This is a genomic window from Herbiconiux dendrobii, assembly GCF_052048175.1.
In the GTDB taxonomy this organism is placed as follows: domain Bacteria; phylum Actinomycetota; class Actinomycetes; order Actinomycetales; family Microbacteriaceae; genus Herbiconiux.
The window spans coordinates 123141-147836 of the sequence record NZ_JBLZQV010000007.1; the positions used below are offsets into that span (position 1 = coordinate 123141).

A 24696-nucleotide genomic window follows, 5' to 3' on the forward strand; every position below is an offset into this window, starting at 1 on the left:
GAGGGAGTCAGGCGCGGAGGCGGGCTAGGCCTCGGTTGATCTGGCGGGCCCAGAGGGGGCCTCGGTAGAGGAACGCGGTGTAGCCCTGCACGAGGGTGGCTCCGGCGTCGAGGCGCTGTTGCACGTCGGCCGCGGTGTCGATGCCGCCGACCGAGATGACGCAGAGTTCGGCGGGCACGACCGCGCGGATGAGCTTCAGCACCGCGAGCGAACGCTCGGCCAGCGGAGCGCCGGACAGCCCGCCGGCGCCGGCCGCCTCGACCACGGTCGCATCCGTCTTGAGGCCCTCCCGGGAGATGGTGGTGTTGGTGGCGATGATGCCGTCCAGGCCCAGGGAGACCGCGAGTTCGGAGATCTTGCGCACCTCGTCGTCGGTGAGATCGGGGGCGATCTTCACCAGCAGCGGGGTGGCTCCGGCCTCGGCCTTGACCGCGCTGAGCAGGGGGGCGAGCTTGTCGAGCTCTTGCAGGCCGCGGAGACCGGGCGTGTTCGGCGAGCTGACGTTCACGACGAGGTAGTCGGCCATCGGGGCGAGCGCGCGGGCGCTCTGCAGGTAGTCCTCGACGGCGTCGTCGACCTCGACCGCACGGCTCTTGCCGATGTTGACGCCGATCACCGGCCGGGAGTGCTTGAGCGAGCGCACCCGGGCGAGGCGCAGAGAGGCCGCCGCCGCTCCCCCGTTGTTGAAGCCCATCCGGTTGACGACGGCGCGATCCGGGATGAGGCGGAACAGGCGCGGCGTGGGATTGCCGGGCTGGGGGCGGGCCGTGATGGTGCCCACCTCGACGTGGCCGAAGCCGAGGGCACCGAAACCGCGGATGGCCTTGCCGTCTTTGTCGAAACCGGCGGCGAGCCCGAACGGCGTCGGAAACCGACGGCCGAGCGCGTGCACCGAGAGGTCGGTGTCGCGGGGCGCCGCGGTGAAGCGGGCGGCGAGACCGTCGAGCTTCAGCTGCGGGATGGCCTGGATGACCCGGAAGGCCAGGTGGTGCGCGCGCTCGGGATCCATCTTCGACAGCACGTGCCGGAACAGCAGGTCGTACATGCGGTTACTCGGCGGAGCCGGACGGGGAGGACGCGGCGTCGGCGCCCTCGGCCGCCTGCTCGTGCTCGACCCGCAGCAGCGTGATGGCCGCCTCGAAGTCGTCGAGCGAGTCGAAGCCCTGGTAGACGCTGGCGAAGCGCAGGTAGGCCACCTCGTCGAGCTCCCGCAGAGGCAGCAGGATGGCGAGCCCGATGTCGTTCGCCTCGATCTGGGCGGCGCCGGAGAGCCGCACGGTCTCCTCCACCCGCTGGGCGAGCACCGCGAGGTCGCTGTCGGTGACCGGCCGGCCCTGGCAGGCCTTGCGCACGCCGCTGACGATCTTCTCGCGCGAGAAGGGCTCCACCACGCCCGAGCGCTTGATGACGCTGAGGCTGGCGGTCTCGGTGGTGCTGAAGCGGCGACCGCAGTCGGGGCATTGGCGGCGGCGGCGGATGGCGAGGCCGTCGTCGGTGGTGCGCGAGTCGACGACGCGGGAGTCGGGGTAGCGGCAGTAGGGGCAGTACATGGCGCCTCCATCGTATCGGCCCCGCCCGGACCTCGGGGTGAGAGCAGGCTCAGGGTTCGAGTGGTCCGACCACGAGCTCGGCGCCCGCCGCCCGCGAGGTGCAGGAGATGATGCGCGAGGAGCGCTCCGCGGGCGTGAGCACGAGATCGCGGTGCTCGGCCTCGCCGGCGACCAGCGCGAGCACGCAGGTTCCGCAGGTGCCGGACTCGCAGGAACTCGCGACCGGGATGCCCGCCCCGCGGAGCGCACGCAGCAGGCTCGTGCCGGCATCCACCGCCACCCGCCGCCCGGTCGGCTGCCACACCGCCTCGAACGGGGCGGCCAGCGCCCCCACCGCGTCGACGCCGAGGAACGACTCGAAGTGGATGCTCGACGGGCGCCAGTGCATGGTGAGTCGGCGCACCTGTTCGGTGAGAGCCTCGCCGGCGCAGCAGTACACGTGTGTCTGGTCGGAGGGGGTCTCGAACAGCGGCCAGAGATCGAAGCGGCCGGAGACGGCGCTCTCGTGCACGGTGACCCGCGGATCGGCGCGGAACTCCTCGGCGTATGCGGCCTCCTGGAGCGTGCGCACGAGATACAGAACCCGGACCGAGCTGTGGCCGGTGGCCACCAAGTGCCGGTAGTGCGAGCGGATCGCCGTGATGCCGATGCCCCCGGCGATCAGCAGGTAGTCGTCGGCCGGAGCGAGCGGGAAGGCGTCGACCGGCACGCCCAGCGACACGTCATCCCCCTCGGCCAGCTCGTCGACGAGGCTGATCGAGCCGCCACGGCCCGAGGGCTCGCGCAGCACCGAGATCGCCAGCGCACCCTCCGGGGTGACGTCGGTGACCGAGTAGCTCCGACTGTGCCCTCCCGGGGTCTGCACCGTGACATGCGCGCCGGGCGGAACCGGCGCGAACGGCGCCGCATCCGCCCGCACGAACTCCAGCCGGCACACCCGGGGCGTGAGCATCCGCCGTCGGTGCACCATCGCGCGCACCGACTCAGGCATCGGTGCCCCAGGCGACCGCGTCGCCGATCCGCACGATTCCGGGCTCGCGCACCTCGCCGTAGACGCCCATCTCCACATGCCCGAAGTGCTGCTGCAGCAGTCGCGGCACCGGCAGATCGCGCCGCGCGTCGTCGGGGTTCACCTCGGTGGCGGCACACCGCTCGGTGCTCAGCGTGGCCTGCAGAGCGACCTCGCCGACGCGGATGCGGCCGCCCACGATCGCGCGTTCGCTCCAGGCGGGCAGGCCGTCGACGTACACGTTGGCGCGGAACCGGAACGGATCGACGGGAGCGCCGATCCGCTCTTCCAGGGCCCGCACCGAGGCGAGGTTCACGAACGAGACCGCGTTCATCATGGCGTCGGAGACCACCGAGACGTCGGTGAAGCGGCGGCCGGACTCGCGCGCGACGACCGGTTCGGCGCCGGGCGGCAGGTCGAGCACACGGGCGAAGAACTCCTCGGCCTGCACGCGTCCGCGGCCCGTGTCGAGATCGGCACGCAGCACCGGATGCCCGCCGACCGACACGGTGAGCACCGATCCGTCATCGAGCTGCGTCTGCAGGCCGGCGAGCCGCTCGTCGCGCACGAGCACGTGGAACTCGGCCTTCGGGACCGGCTGACGGGTACCCGGCCGGTAGACGCCGTCGGCTCGGGCGAGCGCCCAGGCCCGGTCGCCGGGAACACCTTCGCCCCGGTTCAGCCGCACCGAGTCCAGCCGCTGGGCGCTCAGCCCCTTGACGGGATAGACGGCCAGGGCCGTCACCACCCCGGGAGCGGAAGCGGCGACGGATGCGGAGCCCACGGTCAGCCGGCGAAGCGCGCCGTGACGGCCTCGCCGTGCGCGGGGAGGTTCTCGGCGGTGGAGAGGGCGACGATCCGCGCCGAGACCGCCTCGAGTGCCGGGCGGTCGTAGCGCACGAGTTGCTGCGGGCGGAGGAAGGTGTACGCGCCGAGGCCCGAGGAGAAGCGGGACTGGCCCCCGGTCGGCAGAACGTGGTTCGAGCCGGCCAGGTAGTCGCCGAGGCTCACCGGCGAATACGCCCCGACGAAGATCGCGCCGGCGTTGTGGATGAGCGCGAGCGTGGCATCCGGATCGGCCGTCTGCAGCTCGAGGTGCTCCGGCCCGTAGACGTTGCTCAGGGCGGCGGCGATCTCGATCGAGTCGACCAGCACGATCGCCGACTGGGGGCCGTCGAGGGCCACGGCCACACGCTCGGCGTGCTTGGTCTCGCCAGCGACGCGCTCGAGGGCGGCCTGAACGTTCGAGGCCAGCGCCTCGGAGTCGGTGACCAACACCGCCGCGGCGAGCTCGTCGTGCTCGGCCTGGCTCACCAGGTCGGCGGCGACGAACTCCGGATCGGCCGACTCGTCGGCGATGATCAGGATCTCGGTGGGCCCGGCCTCGGAGTCGATGCCGACGACCCCGCGCACTAGGCGCTTGGCGGCGGCGACGAACACGTTGCCCGGGCCGGTGATGACCTGCACGCCCTCGAGGCCGATCTCCTCGACGCCGTAGGCGAGGGCGCCGATCGCACCCGCTCCCCCGATGGCGTAGACCTCGTCGACACCGAGCAGGCCCGCCGCTCCCAGGATGGTGGGGTGCACACGGCCGCCGAACTCCTTCTGCGGAGGCGAGGTGATGGCGATGGAGCCGACGCCCGCGAGCTGCGCGGGCACGACGTTCATCACCACGCTCGAGGGATAGACGGCCTTGCCGCCGGGAACGTACAGCCCGACGCGCTCGACCGGGTGCCAGCGCTGTTCGACCACGGCGCCGTCGTCGAGGGTGGTGAGCCGGGCATCCGGGATCTGGGCGGCCGTGGCCTGGCGCACGCGGACGATCGCCTCGTCGAGGGCCTCGCGCACCGCGGGATCCAGGCCCGCGACGGCCTCGTCGATCTGCGACCGCGGCACGCGCACGTGCTCGGGCACCACCTTGTCGAAGCGCTCGGCTTGATCGCGCAGGGCGACGAGACCGTCGTCGCGCACCGCCTCGATCAGCGCGGCGGCGGCCTCGGTGGCCACCGACACGTCGGTGTCGGCACGGGGCACGAGCGCGATCAGTTCGGCTCGGGTGGGCGTCTGGCCGCGGAGGTCAATCGTCTGGATCATGGCTGTTCAAGCCTACCGGCGCGTCGGCGCAGGCGGACGCGCACCGGATGCCGCACCTCAGGCCCGGGCGGGCAGTCGGGCGCCGATCGCGTCGAAAGCGCGCTCGGGACCGGGCGTGCGGGCGAGCCCGGCCGCGATCCGGTTCAACTCGGCGCGGCCCGGGAAGCCGTCGTCGAGGAGGGCACCGACGGCATCCCGGATCTCCCCCGGGGTCACCGTGTTCGGATCCAGCGCCAGCCCGGCCCCGGCCCGCTCGAGAGCGGCGGCCCCGGCGAACTGGTCGGTCGAGAACGGCAGCACGAGCATCGGGACGCCGAAACCGGCGGCCTCGGTGACGCTGTTGTTCCCGCCGTGCGTGATCGACGCGGCGGCTCCGCGCAGCAGCGAGACCTGCGGCAGGTACTCGCGCACGAGCCAGTCCGGCGGGATGGTGCCGAGGCGCGCGGGGTCGCCCGATCCGGTCGCGATCGCCGCCCGAACGCCCAGGGTGCGCAGGGCGGCCGCCACGACCGCGAGCACGTCGTCGCGCACCGAGAGGAAGCTGCCGAAGCTGACGTAGACGTACGGATCGCGCGACCCGGCCAGCCAGGCGTCGACCTCGGCGTCGCCGGAGTCGTCGCGCGGCATCGAACCGAGGTAGGTGTGCTCCGGGAGCAGCCCGGCGCGCTCGGGGTCGGCCAGCTCGGCCGGGTAGTTGAACAGCAGCAGGTCGCCGGTCTCGGCGAAGGCCGAACCGGTCGGCGATGCCGAGGGGTTCAGCTCGGCCAGGGCGGTGTTCCACTCCGCGGTGAAGGAATTGCTCACGCGCGCACAGATCGCCCGCAGTTCGGCCAGCTCGGCGCGGTCGGGGGCGAACGCGGCCGGCCAGGCGGCCGGGAAACCGTAGAGCTCGTCCCCGACAGGCAGGGCCGAGGGGTGCCCCAGGACGACGTCGGCATAGGTCACACCCGCGGCGGCCAGGCCCAGGCGCGCACTGAAGGCCAGATGGTCGACCAGGATGGCGTCGGGCTGAACCGCCTCGACCACGGCGATCGTCTCGCGTGCCTTCTGCACGGGCTGCCACATGAGATCGGTGAGGCGCTCCTCGGCCTGATAACGCAGGGTCGGCAGCATCCCGCGCCGGGTGGCCTCGAAGAAGCCGCGGAGCGAGTCACCCTCCTCGCGCGGTTGCTCGCCGGCCCGGATGACACCGGGGTTGGACCCGCGGCCGAGCTGCAGCGGCACGCGTTCGTAGCCGAACTGCCGCACGATTCCGTCGGTCGCCTCTCCGGTCGCCACGACGACCCGCTCGCCCCGTTCGTGCCAGGCGCCGGCGATCGTCGCGAGAGGTAGCAGGTGCGAGGCGTAGTCGGGGCTGATCACCAAGAGCGTCACGCGCTCACCTCCGCCCAGGGGAGATCCGCGCTCTCGCGCACGACCTGGCGGTAGACGCCGGTGAGCGAGGTCGCCATCGCCTGGATGGTGAAGTCGTTCTCGACCACGGCACGCGAGCGCGCCCGCCGATCCGGAGTCGTCTCGGCAGCGGCCGCATCCAGCGCCCGCTCGATCGAGGCGGAGAGCGCCTCCCTGTCCCAGGTGCGGGTGAGGAAACCGGTGACACCGTCGTCGACGTAGGTCGCCGGTCCACCGCCGTCGGGCGCGACCACGAGCAGGCCCGTGGCCATCGCCTCGAGCAGGGCGATGCCGAACTCCTCCTTCAGGCTGCCGCAGACGTAGACCCCGCCCCCGGCGTTGAGCCCGGGCAGGCCGGTGCGTGCGGCGGCGACCCAGCGGGCCACGGTGTCGTTGGGGCGGTGCCCGGGCAGCAGCAGTCCTCGTTCGGCGTGCTGCGCCGACGGCACGACCGCGTCGATCGCGTCGAGCTGCTCGCGTTCGTCGGCCGAGGGGTTCGCCAGGTCGCCGCCGATCAGCAGCAGGTTCGCCGTCTGCGCCGCCGAGCTGTTCTGCCAGGACGCGACGATCTGCGCCATGCCCTTCACCCGGTGGAACCGGCCGACGCTCACGATCAACGGCAGGGCTCGGCGGTGTTCCGGCAGCGTCGCGACCAGGGCCCGGAGCGAGGCGAGACCGGGAGTCGGATCGGCCCCGGCCACATGCGCCTCGGCCTCGCCCACGGCCCGGTCGACCACCCCGAGGTCGATGCCCTCGGGCACGATGGTGTGCCGCTCGGGGTGCGAGTCGATGTCGATGCCGACGAGGGTGCGCATGTCGCGGCGCAGCTCGGGACGAGGGAAGAGCACCGTGTGGTTGGCGTTCGAGGCGAGCCGTTGCACGAGCCGAGCGCGGAACCAGAAGTGCTCGCGCTCGTCGGCGGCGCCGAAGGTGGTGCGGGTGAGCGATCCGGCCGAGTCCATCGACTGGATCACGGCGTGCGGATCGGGCGCGACCGTGAACACCACCGGGATGTCGAGGTCGCGGGCGACGTCGGAGGCGGCCAGGCTGCCCACCTCCGCCATCCGCAGGTGCAGCACGTCGACCCGGCCGGCGGCCCGCAGGATGCGCCGGATGCCGCGCCGGGCGGCGATCCGCTGCGGCCAGGCCGCCGCCGAGCTCACCGTCGGCGTGAGCACCGGGATGCGCCCGAAGTGATGGCCCTCGGAGTGCGAGGCGATGTCGGCGACGCTCGCGATGGCATCCGGAACCGAGCCCCGCGACATCGTGATGACCCGGGCGACGTCGTCGGAGCGGGATGCAGCGGTGACGGCGCCGGTGCCGCTCGCCAGGGAGTCGAGACCGAGGTCGTGCCGAGCATCCGCATCCGCGCCGCGCACGAGCGCGTCGCCGAGCCGCACCAGCAGGGTCGCCACTCCCCCGTTGTCGCCGCTGCCGGCCGCGCTGAGGCCCGCGTCGATATCGGCGTGCAGAAAGAGCTGGGCCACTGTGAGCGGGCCGTCGCCCGCCCGGGTGCAGATGGATCCGCCGGCGAGGTCGATGAGCGCCAGCCGGGCCTGCAGGGCGAGCGGCTCGTCGCTGCCGCGCGCGAGGTCGTCGAGCACCTCGGCGATGCGCGGCGCACCCGGTCGCTGCCCCAGGCCGGCCACCGATGCCGCGCGCACCAGTGCGTCTTCACCGGTATCGCGCGCCGACTGCACGAGGCGGCGCGCCGGTTCGTCGCCGCGGATGAGCCCCAGCGTCTCGATCAGCCGGTAGCGCGCCCCGGGCTCGTGGATGCCCAGCAGCGCTCCTTCGAGTCCGACCGCGACGTGCTCGGGGGCCGTCTGCGCCCACTGCTCGAGCGAGCGCTGCGCGATCATGCCGCCGAAGCCTCCGTCGACGACCATGCCGATGAGCCGGCCGACCGCGTCGAAGTGCGGGATGCGGGCGCCCAGCACCCAGGCGGCGTGCTCGCGAAGAAAGCCACGGTCGTCCGAGAGCAGGCCGGTGAGCACGCGGTCGGCGTCGTCGTCGACGATCTGGCCGAAGGCATGGGTGGCCGCGATGGCCACGACGTCGTCGTCGCCCTCGAGGGCCCGGGTGAGGATGCGCAGCGTGCGCAGACCCGGCTCGCGGCTTGCCTCGAAGGCCACGTCGTCCGCCGCCCGCATGGCTTCGACGATCCTCGCGGACTCGCGCACTCCGTCCAACGAAGTCTGAATGCCCATCGATCGCCTCCCGGTCGTGTTCCCGAGATAACTATAGGTTGTCTAGCTTTACAGCGGCCTAACCATCTGCGACATCCAGGCGCTGCTCAGGATGCGCTGTGCCGATGCAGGAGGTCGGCCGCCAGTTCGGCGACGCGCCTGCGGGCCTGAGGTGGTGATCGCACCTCGAGGTGGTCGCCGAACTGCAACAGTTGACGCACGGCTTCGAGCTCGGGATACCGGATGGTCACGCTCCGCCAACCGTGCGGTGCCTGCGCGTCCGCGTGCGCGACCTCCAGCCGGGCTCCCAGGATGCGGCGGGCCAGGTCGATGCGATCCTCGCGCAACCACGCGGTCACCAGGAACTCCCCCGGCGTCTCGGTGCGGTCGCGGAGCGCGACCCAGACCGAGCGGAGGGTCTCGCCGGCACGGGTCTGCACCGGCTCCGGCAGGGCCTCGAAAGCGACGAGGCGATCGAGGGCGAACAGCCGGGCCTCCCCGCGGGAATCGGCGACGAGGTACCAGCGGCCCGCTTTCGAGACGAGACCGTACGGGTCGACGCTTCGACGGCTCGCGCGCGCGGCACCGCTCGCCCGGTACCGGATGCTCAGCCGTGTTCGGGCCCGAAGCTCCAGGGCCAGAGCGCCGACGTCGGGGGTGCTCGACTCGGCGGCCAGCCAGCCGGTGTTGTCGACCAGGACGAGATCGGCGAGGCCGGGCGCGGCGGACCAGGGCCTGGCCGGCGACTCCGGCCCGGATACCGCCGCTCGCCGGGCCGCGATCTTGCGCTCGGCCATCGCATGGGCGGCCGCGAGCCCGAGCTGCTCCTGCTGAGCGCCGTCGAGGCCCGCCAGCGACAGCGCCTCCAGTTCGGAGGGGTCCAGCTGAGAGGCGTTCAGCCGCGCGCCGGGCAGCAGCAGGATGCCGCCGTGACGCCCGCGCTCGGCGTAGACCGGGACTCCGGCCAGCGACAGCGCCTCGACATCACGCAGCACCGTCCGGCGCGACACCTCGAGCCGCTCGGCGAGCTCGGGCGTCGTCCAGCGCTGACGGGTCTGCAGCAGGAGCAGCAGCGACAGCAGGCGGGCGGATTTCATCGTCCCATCCTGCTCCAGAAACATGACAGGTTCTGTCGTGTTACCGGCATTGACTGGACGCATGAGTCAGCGGCATCCGTCGCTCCCCGACCGGAAAGGCCACACGATGTCCGCCCCCAACCTGTTCCTCCTCTACGTCAGCGACGCCGCCGCCTCGACGGCGTTCTACAGCGATCTGTTCGAGATCGAGCCCGTCTTCACGAGCCCGCGCTACATCGCGTTCCCGGTGGCCCCCGGCGTGTTGTTCGCGATCTGGACCGGGCGCAGCGAGCACGCCCATCCCGGCACGCCGCGCACGTCGGAGGTTGGCCTGATGGTGTCGGATGACGAGGGCGGGGTCGACGGGGTGTTCGAGCGCTGGAACGTCAAAGGCGTGACTGTGCGGGAGGAGCCGCACGACGACGTGTTCGGGCGCACGTTCGTGATCGCCGACCCCGACGGCAACCTCATCCGCGTCTCGCCGCAGGATTGAACGGCTGCTAGACGGGCGGGGTGAGCTCCACCTGGGTCTGCCCCACCACGCCGTCGAACGGGCCGATGTGGAAGATCCCTGCCACCGTCCAGAAGCGGAACTCGGACGACTCGACCGGGCGGGAGAAGTACAGCCCGAACACGAGCGTGCCGCCGGCGGGGATGCTGATGCCGCCGTTGGAGACGACGGTGAACGAGCCGTTGGCGGAGCCGGCCGAACGGAACAGGTCGTTCTGCGGCTGAAGGGCGTCGTTCCAGCCCTCCAGTGAGGAGTCGATCTCGGTGGGATAGCTGGTGACGAAGTCGTACGGGCTCTCGGTGTCGAGCCCCGTGAAGACGAACTCGGCCTGCTCGTCGACGATGTCGGCACCGGAGGTGTTCTGGATCACCACGAGCGCCAGGAACGTCTGCTGGTAGTCGAGCTGGATCAGTGTGGCGTCGAACGCGACCGTGAGGCCGCCGCCCCCGCTCGCAGCCGCCCCGGGTGCGGCCGCAGCGAGAGCGACCACCGGCACGCTCCACGCCGCTCCGGCGAGGACCGTCCGACGGCTGAGACCGGATGGCGACGGATCTGCGGTGTATTCCCCTTGCGGCATGGCTATCCCCCTTGATGCACGATGATGCTGACATCCTGCCATATCGGGGGCGCGGTGCGAGGTCGGATCAGTAGGGCTTGCGGCCGTGTACCGCCTGGTACGCCCGCACCCAGCGCCCCCGGGCCACGGCCATGACCAGCAGGAACACTCCGAGGCCGGCGAAGAGGATCAGCAGGAAGACGCCGAGCACGACCGCTCCACCCTCGCCACGACCGAACAGCACGATGGCGAAGACGATCCCGGCGATCAGCAGGAAGGCGCCGAACACGGCTTCGCTGGTGGGCGATCTGAGCGTGAACTTGTACCGGCCCTCCATGCGGTTGGTGCTCATCCACGGGAACGGCTCGACGAGTTCTCGGCGCGGTGCGGGCTGCGGCTGCGGAGGGACGCTCATGCAGCGGGCAGTTCGACGAGGGTGTGGAGGCGGGCACGCAGCGCGGCCGTGTCGACGCCCTCGGCCAGACCGTCGCCCGGAGCCTCGACGTCGGCGAGGTCCCAGCTGCCGTCACCCGACTCGGAGGGGCGCACGAAGAAGTGCGTCTTCTCCGACCCGGCGACCTCCGTGCCGAAGTAGGCGGTGCCGCCCGGATGACGGGCGACGTTGCTCGTGACGATCTGCTCGAGCATCGCGGCGTCGGCGACCTCGGGAGCCTTGACCACCATCACCCAGGTGCTCATCGCCGCCGGCTGCAGGAAGATCGACAGCTCGGGCGACTGCAGGTAGAGGGCCGCCTCGACGCCGTCGTCGTTCACGAGCCCGATCTCGGTCCAGCGCACCGCGTTCTGCAGCACCCCGATGAACAGACGGAGGGCGCCGCGGGGCTGCAGCACATCGCCCTCGATCAGCAGTTCGCCCCGCGCGACCAGGCTCGAGGCGCCGAGCGCCGAGATCTGATCGGTGACGAAATCGGGCGCCACCTGCAGGAACTTCTCGGCCTGCATCCGCGCCACCCCGTCGGTGAGCGAGAGGGCGTAGGCCACCTCGCCCGCGCCGAAGGTGGGCGTGTCGGTGGGCGGGGGTGTCGTCGAACGCTCGCGCCCCGAGCCGTCGAGGGGGGCGGAGCCGGCGGGCGGAGCCGTCGGCGCCGCGGGGACGGTGTTCCAGCCGCTGATGTCGGTCATTACTGCTCCCTGGTGGGTCGGTCGGTCAGAGCACGGTCATGGATACGGGCGGTGGTACAGACGCGGACGGTGGTAAGGATGCGGGCGCCCATCAGAACGGCCACAGGTCTTCGGCCACGTCGGCGACGCCCTCGGCGAAGTCGGAGGCGCCGTCGGCGATCGCCTCTCCGGCGTCGCCGAGGAACTCGCCCGTGGCCTCGGCGGCATCGCCGATGGCCTCGCCCGTGGCGTCGACGGCGTTGTGGAAGGCGGGCACGTTGTCGTAGAGCAGACCGCCGAGGGCCATGCCGCCCGCCGCGATGCCGAGCGCGAGGTTGGCGGGCGGAGGCGTTACCATGGCCGCGATGCCGAGCCCGGTGGAGACGGCGTCGTAGCCGGCACGCCCGTAGTTGCCCTCGGCGACGTCGACGCCCACGGTCACCACACCGAGCACGGCGCCGACCGGGCCGACCCACTTGCCGGCGGCGCCGAGGAACTCGGCGGCCGATCCGACCCGGGAGGCCATCGCGCCGTCGCCCAGGAGATTGCTGAGGCCCTGGGTGAGAGAGCCCCAGTTCTGGCCGCCGAGGAAGTCGTTGAACGAGTTGAAGCCGTTGGCGAACGCGCGGAAGTCCAGAGCGGCATCGAGCGAGCTGAACGAGCCGAGCAGACGCAACTGCTGCAGGCGGTTGAGCAGGTCGACCACCGCGGCACTGTCGTAGAGATTCGTGGCAAGGTCGTATCCGCCCTCGAGGAGGTCTTGCAGCAGGTTGTTCTCGTCGTCGGTGAGGCCCGGCACGGTGGGCGTGCCGCCGTCACCGCCGGATCCGTCGCCACCCGATCCGTCGCCGCCGTTCCCACCCGGGCCGTTCCCGCCGGGGCCGCCCGGCCCGCCGCCCCCGAAGGCACCGCCGTCGGTGCTCGCGGTCTCCTGCTCGTCGGCGTTCTTCACCAGCGCGGTCGATGCGGCGCGGAGGATGTTCGTCGCGTTCGTGAGTGACTGCCGGTAGGTGCCGTTCCACTCGGAACGGAACTCGACCGCATCCGGGCCCTTCCAGGCCGTGGTCGCATTGATCGAGCCGTTCAGCGTTCCGGCGATCGTCGTGAGCTGGGCGGCCTTCTGGTCGAAGTCCTTCGCCAGTGCCCGCAGTTCTCCGACATCCGCACCCCAGTAGCCAGCAGCCATGCGCGCAAACCCTTCCCCTCGAATGGTTCGTCCATCGAGCCTATCCGAAGCCTCGCATGCTCCGAATGGAATGTCTGTGGGGAGAACTCCCCATGGCCCCGTCGGTTACGCCAGGCAGTTCGGCCCGAGCAGCGACTTGAGCTCGCCGAACAGATCGGCCGTCACGTTCACCCCGAACGGCACCTCGAAGATGCGCACGTTGTCGGTCTTCACCAGCTTCAGCCGCACTTCGGTGTCGCCCGAGTGCCGGATCAGCACGTCGTTCAGCGCCTGCACCGTGTCGGTCGTCGCCTTGAACTCGGCGAGCGAGATCTGCAGGGGCCCGGATTCGCCGGCCGCCTGCCCCAGGTCGGGCTGGAACAGGCTGAACGCGTGCAGGTTCATGCCGTCGTCGCGCAGCGACACCCGGCCGCGCACCACGACGATCGCGTCGTTCGTGAGGGCGGGCCCGAACTCCTGGTAGGTCTTGCCCATGAACATCGCGGTGATCTCGCCGTTGAAGTCCTCGACCGTGATCATGCCGTACTGGTTGCCCGAGTTCTTGGCCACGCGGTGCTGCACGCTCGTGATCAGGCCCGCCACGGTGACCTGGTCGCCGTCTTGCGTGTGCTCGCTCTCCAGCAGGTCCAGGATGCTCGTCGACGCCACCTTGGCCAGCGGGATCTCGAGACCGGCCAGCGGGTGATCCGACACGTAGAGGCCGAGCATGTCGCGTTCGAACGCGAGCTTGTCGCGCTTGGCCCACTCGGGCCGAACCGGGATGTCGTGCACCTCTTCGGGTGCGTCCCACAGCGCGTCGAAGTCGAAGCCGACCTGGCCGTTGGCCTCGTTGCGCTTCTGCGACACCGCGTTGTCGATCATCGCCTCGTGCACCTCGATGAGGGCGCGCCGGGTGCTCCCGAGGGAGTCGAATGCGCCGGCCTTGATCAGCGACTCGACGGTGCGCTTGTTCGTGGCACCGAGCGGGATCTTCTTCAGGAAGTCGCCGAAGGAGGTGAACCGGCCCTTCTCCTCGCGGGCGCCCTTGATCAGCTCGACCACGTTCATGCCGACGTTGCGCACCGCACCCATGCCGAAGCGGATGTCGGTGCCGACGGCGGTGAAGAAGCCGATCGACTCGTTGACATCCGGCGGCAGCACCTTGATACCCATGCGGCGGCACTCGCTGAGGTAGAGCGCCATCTTGTCCTTGGAGTCGCCGACGCTCGTGAGCAGGGCCGCCATGTACTCGGCCGGGTAGTGCGCCTTGAGGTAGGCGGTCCAGTACGAGATGACGCCGTAGGCCGCCGAGTGCGCCTTGTTGAAGGCGTAGTCGGAGAAGGGCAGCAGGATGTCCCAGAGCGTCTTGACCGCGGCCTCGGAGTAGCCGTTGTCATGCATGCCCTTCGAGAAGCCCTCGTACTGCTTGTCGAGCTCGCTCTTCTTCTTCTTGCCCATCGCGCGGCGGAGCAGGTCGGCCTGGGCCAGCGTGAAGCCGGCGAGCTTCTGCGCGATCGACATGACCTGCTCTTGGTACACGATCAGGCCGTAGGTGCCGCCGAGCACCTCGAGCAGCGGCTCGGCCAGCTCGGGGTGGATCGGGGTGATCGGCTGGATGCCGTTCTTGCGAAGCGCGTAGTTGGTGTGCGAATCCGCTCCCATCGGGCCCGGCCGGTAGAGCGCAAGCACCGCCGAGATGTCTTCGAAGTTGTCCGGCTTCATCAGCCGCAGCAGCCCGCGCATGGGGCCGCCGTCGAGCTGGAACACCCCGAGGGTGTCGCCCCGGGCGAGCAGGTCGTAGGAGGCCTTGTCGTCGAGATCGAGGTCTTCGAGCACCAGGTCTTCGCCGCGGTTGGCCTTGATGTTGTCGAGCGCGTCGTCGATGATCGTGAGGTTGCGGAGCCCCAGGAAGTCCATCTTGATCAGGCCCAGCGACTCGGCCGCGGGGTAGTCGAACTGCGTGACGATCTGGCCGTCCTGCTCGCGCTTCATGATCGGGATGATGTCGATCAGGGGGTCGCTGGACATGATCACGCCGGCGGCGTGCACGCCCCACTGGCGCTTGAGGTTCTCGATGCCGAGGGCGGTGTCGAAGACGGTGCGCGCCTCGGGGTCCATCTCGATGACGGTGCGGATGTCGACGGCCTCTTTGTAGCGCGGGTGCGCCTTGTCGAAGATGCCGCTGAGCGGGATGTCCTTGCCCATGATGGGCGGCGGCATCGCCTTTGTGAGCTTGTCGCCCATGCTGAACGGGAAGCCGAGCACGCGCCCGGAGTCCTTCAGCGCCTGCTTGGCCTTGATGGTGCCGTAGGTGACGATCTGCGCCACGCGCTCGTCGCCGTACTTCTCGGTGACGTACTTGATGACCTCGCCGCGGCGACGGTCGTCGAAGTCGACGTCGAAGTCGGGCATCGAGACGCGGTCGGGGTTGAGGAACCGCTCGAAGATGAGGCCGTGCACGAGCGGGTCGAGGTCGGTGATCTTCATGGCGTAGGCGGCCATCGATCCGGCGCCCGAGCCACGGCCGGGGCCCACCCGGATGCCGTTGCGCTTGGACCAGTTGATGAAGTCGGCCACGACCAGGAAGTAGCCCGGGAACCCCATGCTCTTGATGACGCCGACCTCGTAGTCGGCGCGCTCGCGCACCTCCTGCGAGATGCCGCCGGGGTAGCGCTCCTTGAGCCCCGCCTCGACCTCCTTCTCGAACCAGGTGGCCTCGGTCTCGCCCTCCGGAACCGGATAGCGCGGCATGTAGTTGGCGTTCGTGTCGAAGGCCACCTCGCAGCGCTCAGCGATCAGCAGCGTGTTGTCGCAGGCGTCGGGGTAGTCGCGGAACAGCTGCCGCATCTCTTGCGCGCTCTTGAGGTAGAACTCGTCGGCGTCGAACTTGAAGCGGTTCGGGTCGCTCAGCGTTGAGCCCGACTGCACGCACAGGAGGGCGGCGTGGCTGGTGGCGTCGTGGGCGTGCGTGTAGTGCAGGTCGTTCGTGGCGACGAGCTTGAGATCGAGCTGCTTGGAGAGCTTGATCAGGTCGCCCATGATGCGGCGCTCGATCTCGAGACCGTGGTCCATGATCTCGCAGAAGAAGTTCTCTTTGCCGAAGATGTCGCGGAAATCGGAGGCCGCCTTGACGGCCTCGTCGTACTGCCCCAGACGCAGCCGGGTCTGGATCTCGCCCGACGGGCATCCGGTCGTCGCGATCAGGCCCTTGCCGTATTCGTTCAGCAGCTCGCGGTCCATCCGGGGCTTGAAGTAGTAGCCCTCGATGCTCGCCTTGCTGCTCAGCCGGAAGAGGTTGTGCATGCCCTCGGTGGTTTCCGAGAGCAACGTCATGTGCGTGTACGCACCCGCGCCGGAGACGTCGTCGCCGCCGCCGTTGCCCCAGCGGATGCGCGTCTTGTCGGTGCGGTGGGTACCCGGCGTGAGGTAGGCCTCGGTGCCGATGATCGGCTTGATGCCGGCTTCGGTGGCGGTCTTCCAGAAGTCGTAGGCGCCGAAGACGTTGCCGTGGTCGGTGACCGCGACCGCCGGCATCCCCTGCTCCTTGGCCGCTTCGATCAGCGGTTTGACTCTCGCGGCGCCGTCCAGCATCGAGTATTCGCTGTGAACGTGCAGGTGCACGAAGGAGTCGTTCGAGGGCACTGATTCTCCGGCTGTGTCGTCGTGGGATCCAAGTCTAAACGCCCGCCGCGCGCCCCCGTCGGCGTGTCGCGACTCAGGTTCTCGGCGGGTCGGCCGGGGGGAGCAGGATGCGGCGCTGGAGGCGCGAGAGCAGGAGCAGCACGAGGCCGAGCACGGCCACGAGCACACCGCCGACGATGAACAGGATGCCGATGAGGAGAACCGTCCCGTGGCCGTCCGTGGCGCTGTCAGCGGCGACGAAGACGACGCCGGCGAGAGTGCTCAGTAAGCCGACTCCGAGCACCGTCCACGCCATCGCGAGGAGGATGCGCAGCGCGCGGGCGCCGTGGAAGGTGGGGCGGATGCCGTAGGCGGTGCCCACGTACTGCGACCAGCGGGCGCCGGTCCACCAGCGCGTCGTCTTCCGCGCGACGGGGTACCACCCCGCGTCGGCGCCCTCCTGCTCGCCGGGCAGGGGACGGATCACCTCGGGAGCGACCGCCGCGCCCGTCGGCACCGGGATGCGCTGCACGGCCTGGGACTGCACCGCGATACCGAACCACAGCGCTGAGAGCACCAGCATGGCGATCCCGGCGATGGAGACCGAACCGGTGAGCGCCCCGAGTGCGAACTGCAGCGCAGCCAGTGCGGCGAAGAGGCCGCCGAACACCCAGGCGAGAACGGGCTGCTCTGCGGAGGCCCAGTCGGTGCCCGGCCGGCCCTGCTTGATGCGGAAGCCCGTCCACTTGCGGCCCTCCCACCAGCGCAGCGGCCCGGCGGGCGTGGGGTACCACCCGGGGCCGGGAAAAGGCGAGGCGGCGGGGGCGAATGCGCGGGCCGCGGACGCAGGATCGGACAGCGCGGGGGCGGTCATGGCGGGCGATCCCAATGCAGGCGCGGTCGCGGCAGGCGGCGCGGTCACGGCAGGCGACGCCGTCACCACGGGCGGCGCGGGAACCGGCGCCTCGTGCGCGGTCCACTGCGCTCCGTCCCACCAGCGCAGCCTGCCCGGCGTGCCCGCGTCGTACCAACCCGGCTCCGCGTTCACCTACGACCCCCTCAAGACAGCCTCCATTATGTCCCCGTCCAGGTGCCCTTCTATGTCCCCGTCCCGAGCTTCTATGCGCCCGCCCCCGTGAGCGGCAGCGTCACGACCACCACCAGACCGCCCTCGGGTCGCGGGGTGAGGGTGAGCGTGCCGTCGTGAGCGCGCACGATGCTGGCGGCGATCGCGAGCCCGAGGCCCACCCCCGCACCGGATTCGCGGCTCCGGATGCGCCCGGCACCGCGCTGGAACGGCTCGGTGAGCGTGGCCGCCAGGGCGGACGGGACGATCGCACCCGTGTTCTCCACTCGCAGCACCGCGCCGTCGCGGTCTATCGCTGTGACCAGCTGCACCTCTCACCCGTCCACGTTGTGCACGATCGCGTCGTGGACCAGGTTGGTGGCGAGCTGCTGCAGCAGGGCGGACGAGCCCTCGGCTAACGCCGCCTCGCCCGAGACCTCGACGGCGATTCCGCGCTGCACGGCGGCCGCCGTCGTCCCGGGCGCGGCGCCGCCTCAGGCCGGCCAGTCGCTGTCGTCGCGCCAGGGTGCGAGGTCGACCTCGTTGCCCTCGGGGTCGGCCAGCGTCCACCAGTCGGGGGCGCCGGCGTCGCTCGCGATGCGGCCGCCCGCGGCGAGGGCAGCGGCGAGTCGGCTCTCGACCTGATCGCGGGGAACGTAGAGATCGACGTGGATGGTGTTGCGCTCCGCCCGGTGCGCGTCGATCTGCTGGATCCAGATGTTCGGCCCCAGCCGGTGCGGGTCGCTGAGGTCTTCCTCGCCGTCTCCCCACGGCTCGTAGGCCAGGACGGCTTGCCAGAACCGCAACACGGCCGGCCGGTCCACAGCGTCGATCGCGATCTGGAGGCTCTGCACCGCGGCGGGTTCCGGACGGAGGCCGAGCTCGCGCGCCTTCTGCGAGATGCCCCGCGCCAGTGCGACGTCCCGCTCGCTGAGGTCGCCGATGTCGTGGCTGAGCAGCCGGATGCCGACCCCCGCGTACCGCAGGTCGACCTCGGGATGGTGCCCCGCAGCATCCGCCAGCTTTTGGATCGCCGTCACGAAGGCGGCACCGGCCGCGAACGACCCCGTCACGAAATACGCGCGGGCCCCATCGCCCACCACCCGCCAGTCCTCGGTACCGCCCGCGGCGCGGAACGCCCTCGGGGAAATCGCATCGCTCATCCCTCAGTTCTACGCCGTCGATCCCGATTGGTCGCAGAAATGCGTCCATGATCCGTCGAGAAGACGTATTTCTGCGACCGAACGCGTCGCGAATGCAGCAGTTCAGGGCGCGCGCGATGGGGAGCTCTCCCCATCGCGCGCTCTACAGATGTCGGAGAGCATGGGGCCGTCCCACGAACCACTCCGAAAGGCACACCGTGAAACTCCGCCGCACCCTTCCGCTGACCATCGTCCCGATCGCCGCCGTGTTCGCGCTGACGGGCTGCTTCGGAAGCCCGTCGCCCGCGCCGGCCCCCGCGTCGGAAGCCCCGAGCGGAGCCGCCGAGCCCACGGCCAGCGCCTCGCCCACGGACACGGACTCCTCCGGCGGCGCCGCCGCATCCGGAGACGTCGCCGAGCCCGGCACCAAGGCCGGCGTGGGCGAGGAGCTCGTCTACGAGTTCACCGGCACCGACGACCAGAAGGCGCTCATCGCCGCCAAGCTCGTCGACGTGACGCCGGCCACGGCGGAGCAGGTCGCCTTCTTGAACCAGCAGTTCGACAAGGACGAGCTCAAGGGCTTCGAGATCTCGTTCATCCACGTGGAGATGAGCAAGGTCTCGGGCGACACGATCGAGTTCCAATCCGACTACACCTCGTTCAAGCCCTCGGATGCCGAGGGCCAGCGGGTGCAAGACGTCACCCTCATCGGCTGGGACGAGTGCACCACCGAGTCGTTCACCCCCGAGTTCGACGCCGGTGAGCCGATCACGCAGTGCTACATCGCCGCGGCCCCGGCCGGTGGAGCGGCCCCTGCGGGCGTGTACTACGACGGCGGCTACTCCGACGTGAACCCGTACGACTACTACGACGGCAAGCCGCTGCTCTTCGTGCAGGACTGACCGGCGGAGCGCTACGCTGAGCAGGCCGCCGACGAGGGCGGCGTTCGACCGCTCGTCAGCGCCGGGCCGGCCGCGGCCGAAGACGGCGGCCCGTTGCTGCTCACGGCCGGTGTATCCTCGGAGCATCTGAGGTAAAAACGCCCACCCGGCCGAATCGGCGGAGGTGGACGAGTACACGCGGTTCCGGACGGTCCGCCACTTCTTCTCTCGAAGGAGTGTGCCCTGATGAACCACGATCGCTCGCGAGCCCTCGGCTCCCCCGCCGCGACGGCGTCCCCTCCCCGGTCGCTCGGCCAGGCCTGGATCGCGCTGGCCGGACTGTCGGCGGTCTTCCTGTTCGAGATGCTCGACAACTCCCTCCTCAACGTCGCCCTGCCGACGATCGGGCGCGATCTGAACGCGTCCACCGCCGGGCTGCAGTGGGTGACCGGTGCCTACTCGGTGACCTTCGGCGGCTTGATGCTGCTGTTCGGCGCTGTGGCCGACCGGGTCGGGCGCCGGCGGGTCATGCTCGTCGGCCTGGTGCTGCTGGGCGTCGCCAGCCTCGCCACGGTCCTTGTGTCGACCACGGAGGAGCTGATCGCCGTGCGTGCCGCGATGGGGGTGGCTGCCGCGATGACCACACCGGGCTCGATGGCCCTGGCCTTCCGCCTGTTCGACACCGAGGACCTGCGGGTGCGCGCCCTCACCGTGATCTCGACCGCCGGCCTGGTGGGGCTCGCGATGGGCCCGACCCTCGGCGGTCTCGTGCTCGCGGTGGCACCGTGGCAGGTGCTGCTGATCGCGAACGCACCGATCGCCGTCCTGGCCTTCGCCGGCATCCGTCTGGGGATCGCGGCCGACGAGAAGAGCGGGCTGCATCACGATCCGGTCGATGCGGCGGGCGCGGTGCTCGGCACCGCGACGATCGTGCTGGCGCTGGTGACGCCGACACTGTTCGTGAACGCAGGGCCCGGATCGTGGTGGCCCTGGTGCGCCCTGGTGGGAGCCGTCGCTGCGGCGGCCGCCTTCGTGCTGCGGGAGCGGTCGGCGCGGTTCCCGCTGCTCGAGCTGCGGCTGCTGGCCGTGCCGCTGGTGTCGAGCGGGCTCGCCTTCAAAGCGGCGGCGGGACTGGCGGTCTCGGGGCTCGGCTTCCTGGTGACGCTCCAACTACAGGTCGCCTGGGGGTGGCCACCGGTGCTGGCGGCGATCGGGATGCTCCCTCAGGTCGCGGTGCTGCTCGCGAGCGGCCGCTTCGTGGCACCGCTCGTGCGCCGGATCGGCCTCGGGCGGGCGGCCTGGGCGAGCGCAGCGGCGGTCGTGCTCGGGCTGGCCGTCTTCGCGCTCACCGGCCGCTTCGGGTACGCCGGTGTGCTGGTCGCCCTGGTGCTCGTCGCGGCCGGGATGCGCGTGGTCGGCGTCGTCGCCGGCACGAACGTGCTGAACGGCCTGCCGCCGACCCGCACGTCGATCGGCGCGGCCCTGGTCGACACTTCGAGCGAGCTCGCCACCGCGGTCGGGATCGCGGCGACGGGCACCATCCTGGCCGCACTGTTCGCCGGATCGCTCACCGGGGCATCCTGGACCCCCTCGCAGCTCGCGCAGTTCGACACGGCGGTGACGGTGGCCGGCCTCGCGCTCACCGCCCTCTCGGCGGCGCTCGTGCTGTTCGGCATCGCCCGGGCGGGCGGCGGGCGCCCGAGCGTGCCACGCTGAGCAGATGCCGCACTCCGAGCCGGTAGGCCATGGTCCCGCCGACGCCGACGCCGACGCCGACGCCGACGCCGCCGACTCCGGCGCCGGGCCCGGGGCCGGGCGCATCCGCACCCGCTGGATCTTCGCCGGCCAGCTCGGCCCGTCGTTCGACGACGGCGGCCCGATGCTCCTCGTCGAGGCGCGCTCGGTGTTCGGCCGCCGCCCCATGCACCGGGCCAAGGCACACCTCCTGCTCTCGGCGCTCCGGCACCGGGCCGCCGAGCTCGGCGACCGGGCCGAGTTCCGCCAGGTCGAGCATTACTCCGAGGCCATCCGCGGGCGTGACGACCTCGAGGTGATCGATCCCACCTCCTGGTCGGCCCGCCGTTTCGTGCGCCGGCACGGCGTCGCGGTGCTGCCCAGTCGCGGCTTCGTCACCTCGGAGGCCGACTTCGCCGCCTGGGCCGCGGGTCGCGGAGGCGCCCGACTGCTGATGGAGGACTTCTACCGCACGGTGCGCGAGCACACGGGCATCCTGATGCGGGGCGATCAGCCCGAGGGCGGCCGCTGGAACTACGACCACGACAACCGCCAGCCGCCTCCGAAGAACGCGGCCCGGCTCGGACTCCCCGATCCCGAGTGGCCCGGGGAGGACGAGATCGACGAGGAGGTGCGCGCCGACCTCGACCGCTGGCAGCGCGAGGGCGCGGTCGACCTGGTCGGCGACGACGGACCGCGCCGGTTCGCCGCCACCCGGAAGGAGGCCGTCGGCGCCTTGGCCGACTTCATCGAGTCGCGGCTGAACGACTTCGGCCCCTTCGAGGACGCCATGCTCGGCGGCGATTGGACCATGGCGCACTCGTTGTTGAGCGCTCCCCTGAACCTCGGTCTGCTCGATCCGCTGGAGGTCATCGACGCGGTCGTGGCCGAGTACCACGCCGGCCGGGCCCCGCTGCCCGGGGTCGAGGGCTTCGTGCGCCAGATCATGGGCTGGCGCGACTACGTGTGGCACCTGTACTGGCACCTCGGCGAGTCCTACCCGAGCGACCACAACGCACTCGGCGCCCACGAACCGCTGCCGCCGGCCTTCCGCACCCTGGATGCCGCGGCCATCGAGTCGAACTGCCTGCACGAGACGATCGACGGGATGCGCCGGCACGGCTGGGCGCACCACATCCAGCGCCTGATGGTGCTCGGCAACTGGGCGCTGCAGCACGGCTACGACCCGGTCGCGCTGAACGACTGGTTCGTCGACATGTTCGTCGACGGCACGCCCTGGGTGATGCCGGCGAACGTGATCGGTATGTCGCAGCACGCCGACGGCGGCCTGGTGGCCACCAAGCCGTATGCCTCGGGCGGGGCCTACATCAAACGGATGTCGGACTACTGCTCGGGCTGCGTCTTCGACCCGAAGGTGCGTCTGGGCGAGAACGCGTGCCCGTTCACGGCCGGGTACTGGGCCTTCCTCGACCGGGTCGAGCCGCGCATCCGGGGCAATCACCGGATGGCGCAGCCGCTGGCGGGGCTTCGCGGCCTCAGCGACCGGGCCGCCGTCGTCGACCAGGAGCGCCACCGCGACCGCTGGTGACGCGTGGGGCCGGACGACGAGCGCCGTCGGCGGACACGTCCGCTACAGGGCGTCCGCCGGCACCGGCGCGCCGTCCCAGTTGGCCAGGAGCTGCAGGCGTTCGGCCGAGACCGACGCCGGCTCGGCCGAGAACACCAGCATCTGCAGGCCGCGATCGGACGCGAGATCCATGCTCTGGTAAGTGAGGTCGAGGGCGCCGACGACGGGATGATGGAGGCTCTTCAGGCCCGTGCGGTGCTCACGCACGTCGTGCGACCCCCAGAGGGTTCGGAAGAGACCGCTCTGCATCGAGAGCTCGCCGACGAGATCACCCAGTGCCCGATCGTGCGGCGACCGGCCCGCCTCGGCGCGCAGGAGGGCGACGATCTGGCGGGCGTTACCCTCCCAGTCCCGGTAGAACGACTGTGCTCTCGCGTCGAGGAAGACGAAGCGCGCGGCATTCACCGGGGCCTGCACTCCGTCGAACATCGGCGCGAAGAGGGCGAGCCCCAGGGCGTTGGTGGCGATGGCGTCGAGCCGGCCGTTCTGCACGAACACCGGCACGGTCGACATGGCGTCGATGGTCTGCTGCATCCCCGCGGTGAGCTGCGTTCCGCTCCGCGCCCGGCGGCGCTGCGGATGCGCACCCTCGTTCGCGTGCCGCACGAGGTCGTAGAGGTGGGCGTGCTCCGCCTCGTCCAGCTGCAGGGCACGGCTGACACCGTCGATGACCGCCTCGGAGACACCCGTGGCCGTTCCGCGCTCGAGCCGCTTGTAGTACTCGGCGCTCATCCCCGCGAGCAAGGCGACCTCCTCACGGCGGAGCCCCGGGACCCGGCGGCGGCCTCCGTAGTCGGGCAGCCCGGCCTGCGCCAGGCTGAGCTTGGCCCGGCGCGAGGTGAGGAACGCGCTGAGTTCGTCGTGGATGTCCATCCCTCGAAAATACGCCGGTGCGGGCACGGGAGGGGGTCCCTGCCGGTGCACCCGTAAGCCGAGCCACGCGGGATCGGTTCCCGCCCGCTTGACTCGGAGCATCCGGCCGCCGCCCACAGCGGCCTCTCTCGAAAGGCTTCCCCCATGAAGAACGCCCACCTCGGATCGCTCGACGTCTCGCGCCTGGGCCTGGGTGCGATGACGATGGCCGGCACCTACACGACCGGGGGTGCTCTCGATGACGACGAGTCGGTCCGCGCCATCCACCGAGCGCTCGACCTCGGCGTCACCCACCTCGACACCGCCGAGGTCTACGGGCCCTTCCACAGCGAGGAGGTGGTGGGCCGTGCCGTCAGGGGCCGGCGCGAGCAGGTCGTGATCGCCACGAAGTTCGGGCTGATCGGGCACCGCGGCGAGGGCGGTCCGGCCGTCGACAGCAGCCCGGAGAACGTGCGCGCCGCGGTCGAGGGCTCCCTCCGTCGGCTCGGCACCGACTACATCGACCTCTACTACCAGCATCGCGTGGATCCGGTGACGCCCATCGAAGAGACCGCCGGCGCCGTCGCCGAGCTGGTCGCCGAGGGCAAAGTGCGGCATTTCGGACTCTCGGAGGCCGCACCGGCGACCATCCGCCGGGCGCACGCCGTGCACCCCGTCGCCGCGCTGCAGACCGAGTACTCGCTCTGGACCCGCGACGTCGAAGCCGACATCCTGCCGCTGCTGCGCGAACTGGGCATCGGCCTGGTGCCCTACTCGCCGCTGGGGCACGGACTACTGGCCGGTCGCATCCGCACGGTCGCGGACTTCTCCGACGACGACTGGCGCAAGACCAACCCGCGCTTCACCGGCGAGAACTTCGACCGCAACCTCCGGCTGGCCGACGAGGTGCGTGCCATCGGCGCCGAGGCCGGTGCCACGGCGGCACAGACGGCACTGGCCTGGCTGCTGACGCGAGGGGACGACATCGCGCCGATCCCCGGCACCCGTCGTGTCGCGCGGGTCGAGGAGAACACGGCCGCCGACTTCGTCGTACTCACCCCGGAGCAGCTGGATCGCCTCGACCGCCTCGAGCCGGCGGCCGGAGCGCGGCACGACGACGCGAACATGGCGTCGATCGACCGCTGAGT

23 protein-coding genes are annotated in these 24696 nt (G+C 71.0%); 5 read left to right on the plus strand and 18 right to left on the minus strand.

Going from position 1 to position 24696, the window contains the following annotated elements; genetic code table 11:
- Positions 1 to 7: 7 nt before the first annotated feature.
- The 8 genes from ACN4JJ_RS18545 to ACN4JJ_RS18580 form a co-directional block, all read right to left on the minus strand.
- Entirely contained in the window at positions 8 to 1045 is a 1038-nt protein-coding gene (locus tag ACN4JJ_RS18545) for a quinone-dependent dihydroorotate dehydrogenase (RefSeq protein WP_440711376.1), read from the minus strand.
- A gap of 4 nt (positions 1046 to 1049) precedes the next feature.
- Positions 1050 to 1550, minus strand: a complete 501-nt coding sequence (gene nrdR, locus ACN4JJ_RS18550; RefSeq protein ID WP_440711377.1) for a transcriptional regulator NrdR — start codon at positions 1548 to 1550, stop codon at positions 1050 to 1052.
- A 49-nt stretch (positions 1551 to 1599) separates the two neighbouring features.
- Complete coding sequence (locus ACN4JJ_RS18555; RefSeq protein WP_440711378.1) at positions 1600 to 2541, minus strand: PDR/VanB family oxidoreductase; 942 nt, start codon at positions 2539 to 2541, stop codon at positions 1600 to 1602.
- Positions 2534 to 3343: an MOSC domain-containing protein gene (locus ACN4JJ_RS18560; protein ID WP_440711379.1), complete on the minus strand. Its 810-nt coding sequence runs from the start codon at positions 3341 to 3343 to the stop codon at positions 2534 to 2536. Before ACN4JJ_RS18560 ends, ACN4JJ_RS18555 begins: the two co-directional genes overlap by 8 nt.
- A gap of 2 nt (positions 3344 to 3345) precedes the next feature.
- Positions 3346 to 4653: a histidinol dehydrogenase gene (hisD, locus tag ACN4JJ_RS18565; RefSeq protein ID WP_440711380.1), complete on the minus strand. Its 1308-nt coding sequence runs from the start codon at positions 4651 to 4653 to the stop codon at positions 3346 to 3348.
- A 57-nt stretch (positions 4654 to 4710) separates the two neighbouring features.
- Positions 4711 to 6027, minus strand: coding sequence for a nucleotide disphospho-sugar-binding domain-containing protein (locus ACN4JJ_RS18570; RefSeq protein ID WP_440711381.1), 1317 nt, complete (start codon positions 6025 to 6027; stop codon positions 4711 to 4713).
- Entirely contained in the window at positions 6024 to 8255 is a 2232-nt protein-coding gene (locus ACN4JJ_RS18575; protein WP_440711382.1) for a glycosyltransferase, read from the minus strand. Before ACN4JJ_RS18575 ends, ACN4JJ_RS18570 begins: the two co-directional genes overlap by 4 nt.
- An 86-nt stretch (positions 8256 to 8341) precedes the next feature.
- Positions 8342 to 9331, minus strand: a complete 990-nt coding sequence (locus ACN4JJ_RS18580; RefSeq protein ID WP_440711383.1) for a helix-turn-helix transcriptional regulator — start codon at positions 9329 to 9331, stop codon at positions 8342 to 8344.
- A 61-nt stretch (positions 9332 to 9392) separates the two neighbouring features.
- Between ACN4JJ_RS18580 and ACN4JJ_RS18585 the strand changes: the two genes are divergently transcribed.
- On the plus strand, positions 9393 to 9803 hold the full coding sequence (locus tag ACN4JJ_RS18585; RefSeq protein ID WP_440711384.1) for a VOC family protein: 411 nt from the start codon (positions 9393 to 9395) through the stop codon (positions 9801 to 9803).
- 7 nt (positions 9804 to 9810) lie between these two features.
- Here the strand turns inward: ACN4JJ_RS18585 and ACN4JJ_RS18590 are convergent, their stop codons facing one another.
- The 9 genes from ACN4JJ_RS18590 to ACN4JJ_RS18630 all read right to left on the minus strand — a co-directional run bounded on the left by ACN4JJ_RS18590 (position 9811) and on the right by ACN4JJ_RS18630 (position 18514).
- Positions 9811 to 10398, minus strand: a complete 588-nt coding sequence (locus ACN4JJ_RS18590) for a hypothetical protein (RefSeq protein WP_440711385.1) — start codon at positions 10396 to 10398, stop codon at positions 9811 to 9813.
- Positions 10399 to 10465: 67 nt separating this feature from the next.
- Positions 10466 to 10792 carry a hypothetical protein gene (locus ACN4JJ_RS18595; RefSeq protein WP_440711386.1) on the minus strand — a complete coding sequence of 109 codons (327 nt, stop codon included), beginning with the start codon at positions 10790 to 10792 and terminating at the stop codon, positions 10466 to 10468.
- Complete coding sequence (locus tag ACN4JJ_RS18600; RefSeq protein ID WP_440711387.1) at positions 10789 to 11520, minus strand: hypothetical protein; 732 nt, start codon at positions 11518 to 11520, stop codon at positions 10789 to 10791. The genes ACN4JJ_RS18595 and ACN4JJ_RS18600 overlap by 4 nt, the downstream gene beginning before the upstream one ends.
- A 91-nt stretch (positions 11521 to 11611) precedes the next feature.
- Complete coding sequence (locus tag ACN4JJ_RS18605) at positions 11612 to 12685, minus strand: WXG100 family type VII secretion target (RefSeq protein ID WP_440711388.1); 1074 nt, start codon at positions 12683 to 12685, stop codon at positions 11612 to 11614.
- A gap of 105 nt (positions 12686 to 12790) precedes the next feature.
- Positions 12791 to 16255, minus strand: a complete 3465-nt coding sequence (gene dnaE / locus ACN4JJ_RS18610) for a DNA polymerase III subunit alpha (RefSeq protein ID WP_440711413.1) — start codon at positions 16253 to 16255, stop codon at positions 12791 to 12793.
- 124 nt (positions 16256 to 16379) lie between these two features.
- Complete coding sequence (locus ACN4JJ_RS18615) at positions 16380 to 17333, minus strand: DUF2510 domain-containing protein (RefSeq protein WP_440711389.1); 954 nt, start codon at positions 17331 to 17333, stop codon at positions 16380 to 16382.
- 71 nt (positions 17334 to 17404) lie between these two features.
- Positions 17405 to 17683 carry a sensor histidine kinase gene (locus ACN4JJ_RS18620; RefSeq protein ID WP_440711390.1) on the minus strand — a complete coding sequence of 93 codons (279 nt, stop codon included), beginning with the start codon at positions 17681 to 17683 and terminating at the stop codon, positions 17405 to 17407.
- A gap of 3 nt (positions 17684 to 17686) precedes the next feature.
- The gene (locus ACN4JJ_RS18625) at positions 17687 to 17812 is read right to left on the minus strand and encodes a hypothetical protein (protein ID WP_440711391.1); all 126 of its coding nucleotides are present in this window, start codon (positions 17810 to 17812) and stop codon (positions 17687 to 17689) included.
- A 33-nt stretch (positions 17813 to 17845) separates the two neighbouring features.
- Positions 17846 to 18514 (minus strand): 4a-hydroxytetrahydrobiopterin dehydratase, encoded by a 669-nt coding sequence (locus ACN4JJ_RS18630; RefSeq protein WP_440711392.1) that lies wholly within the window; start codon positions 18512 to 18514, stop codon positions 17846 to 17848.
- Positions 18515 to 18711: 197 nt separating this feature from the next.
- On the opposite strand from ACN4JJ_RS18630, the gene ACN4JJ_RS18635 reads away from it, so the two are divergent.
- The 3 genes from ACN4JJ_RS18635 to ACN4JJ_RS18645 all read left to right on the plus strand — a co-directional run bounded on the left by ACN4JJ_RS18635 (position 18712) and on the right by ACN4JJ_RS18645 (position 22657).
- Positions 18712 to 19395 carry a hypothetical protein gene (locus ACN4JJ_RS18635; protein ID WP_440711393.1) on the plus strand — a complete coding sequence of 228 codons (684 nt, stop codon included), beginning with the start codon at positions 18712 to 18714 and terminating at the stop codon, positions 19393 to 19395.
- Between the two features lie 225 nt (positions 19396 to 19620).
- Positions 19621 to 21090, plus strand: a complete 1470-nt coding sequence (locus ACN4JJ_RS18640) for an MFS transporter (RefSeq protein WP_440711394.1) — start codon at positions 19621 to 19623, stop codon at positions 21088 to 21090.
- 4 nt (positions 21091 to 21094) lie between these two features.
- Positions 21095 to 22657, plus strand: coding sequence for a cryptochrome/photolyase family protein (locus ACN4JJ_RS18645; RefSeq protein ID WP_440711395.1), 1563 nt, complete (start codon positions 21095 to 21097; stop codon positions 22655 to 22657).
- Positions 22658 to 22699: 42 nt separating this feature from the next.
- On the opposite strand, the gene ACN4JJ_RS18650 is transcribed toward ACN4JJ_RS18645, so the two are convergent.
- Positions 22700 to 23569 carry a helix-turn-helix transcriptional regulator gene (locus ACN4JJ_RS18650; protein WP_440711396.1) on the minus strand — a complete coding sequence of 290 codons (870 nt, stop codon included), beginning with the start codon at positions 23567 to 23569 and terminating at the stop codon, positions 22700 to 22702.
- A gap of 144 nt (positions 23570 to 23713) precedes the next feature.
- On the opposite strand from ACN4JJ_RS18650, the gene ACN4JJ_RS18655 reads away from it, so the two are divergent.
- Positions 23714 to 24694, plus strand: a complete 981-nt coding sequence (locus tag ACN4JJ_RS18655) for an aldo/keto reductase (protein WP_440711397.1) — start codon at positions 23714 to 23716, stop codon at positions 24692 to 24694.
- Positions 24695 to 24696 lie beyond the last annotated feature (2 nt).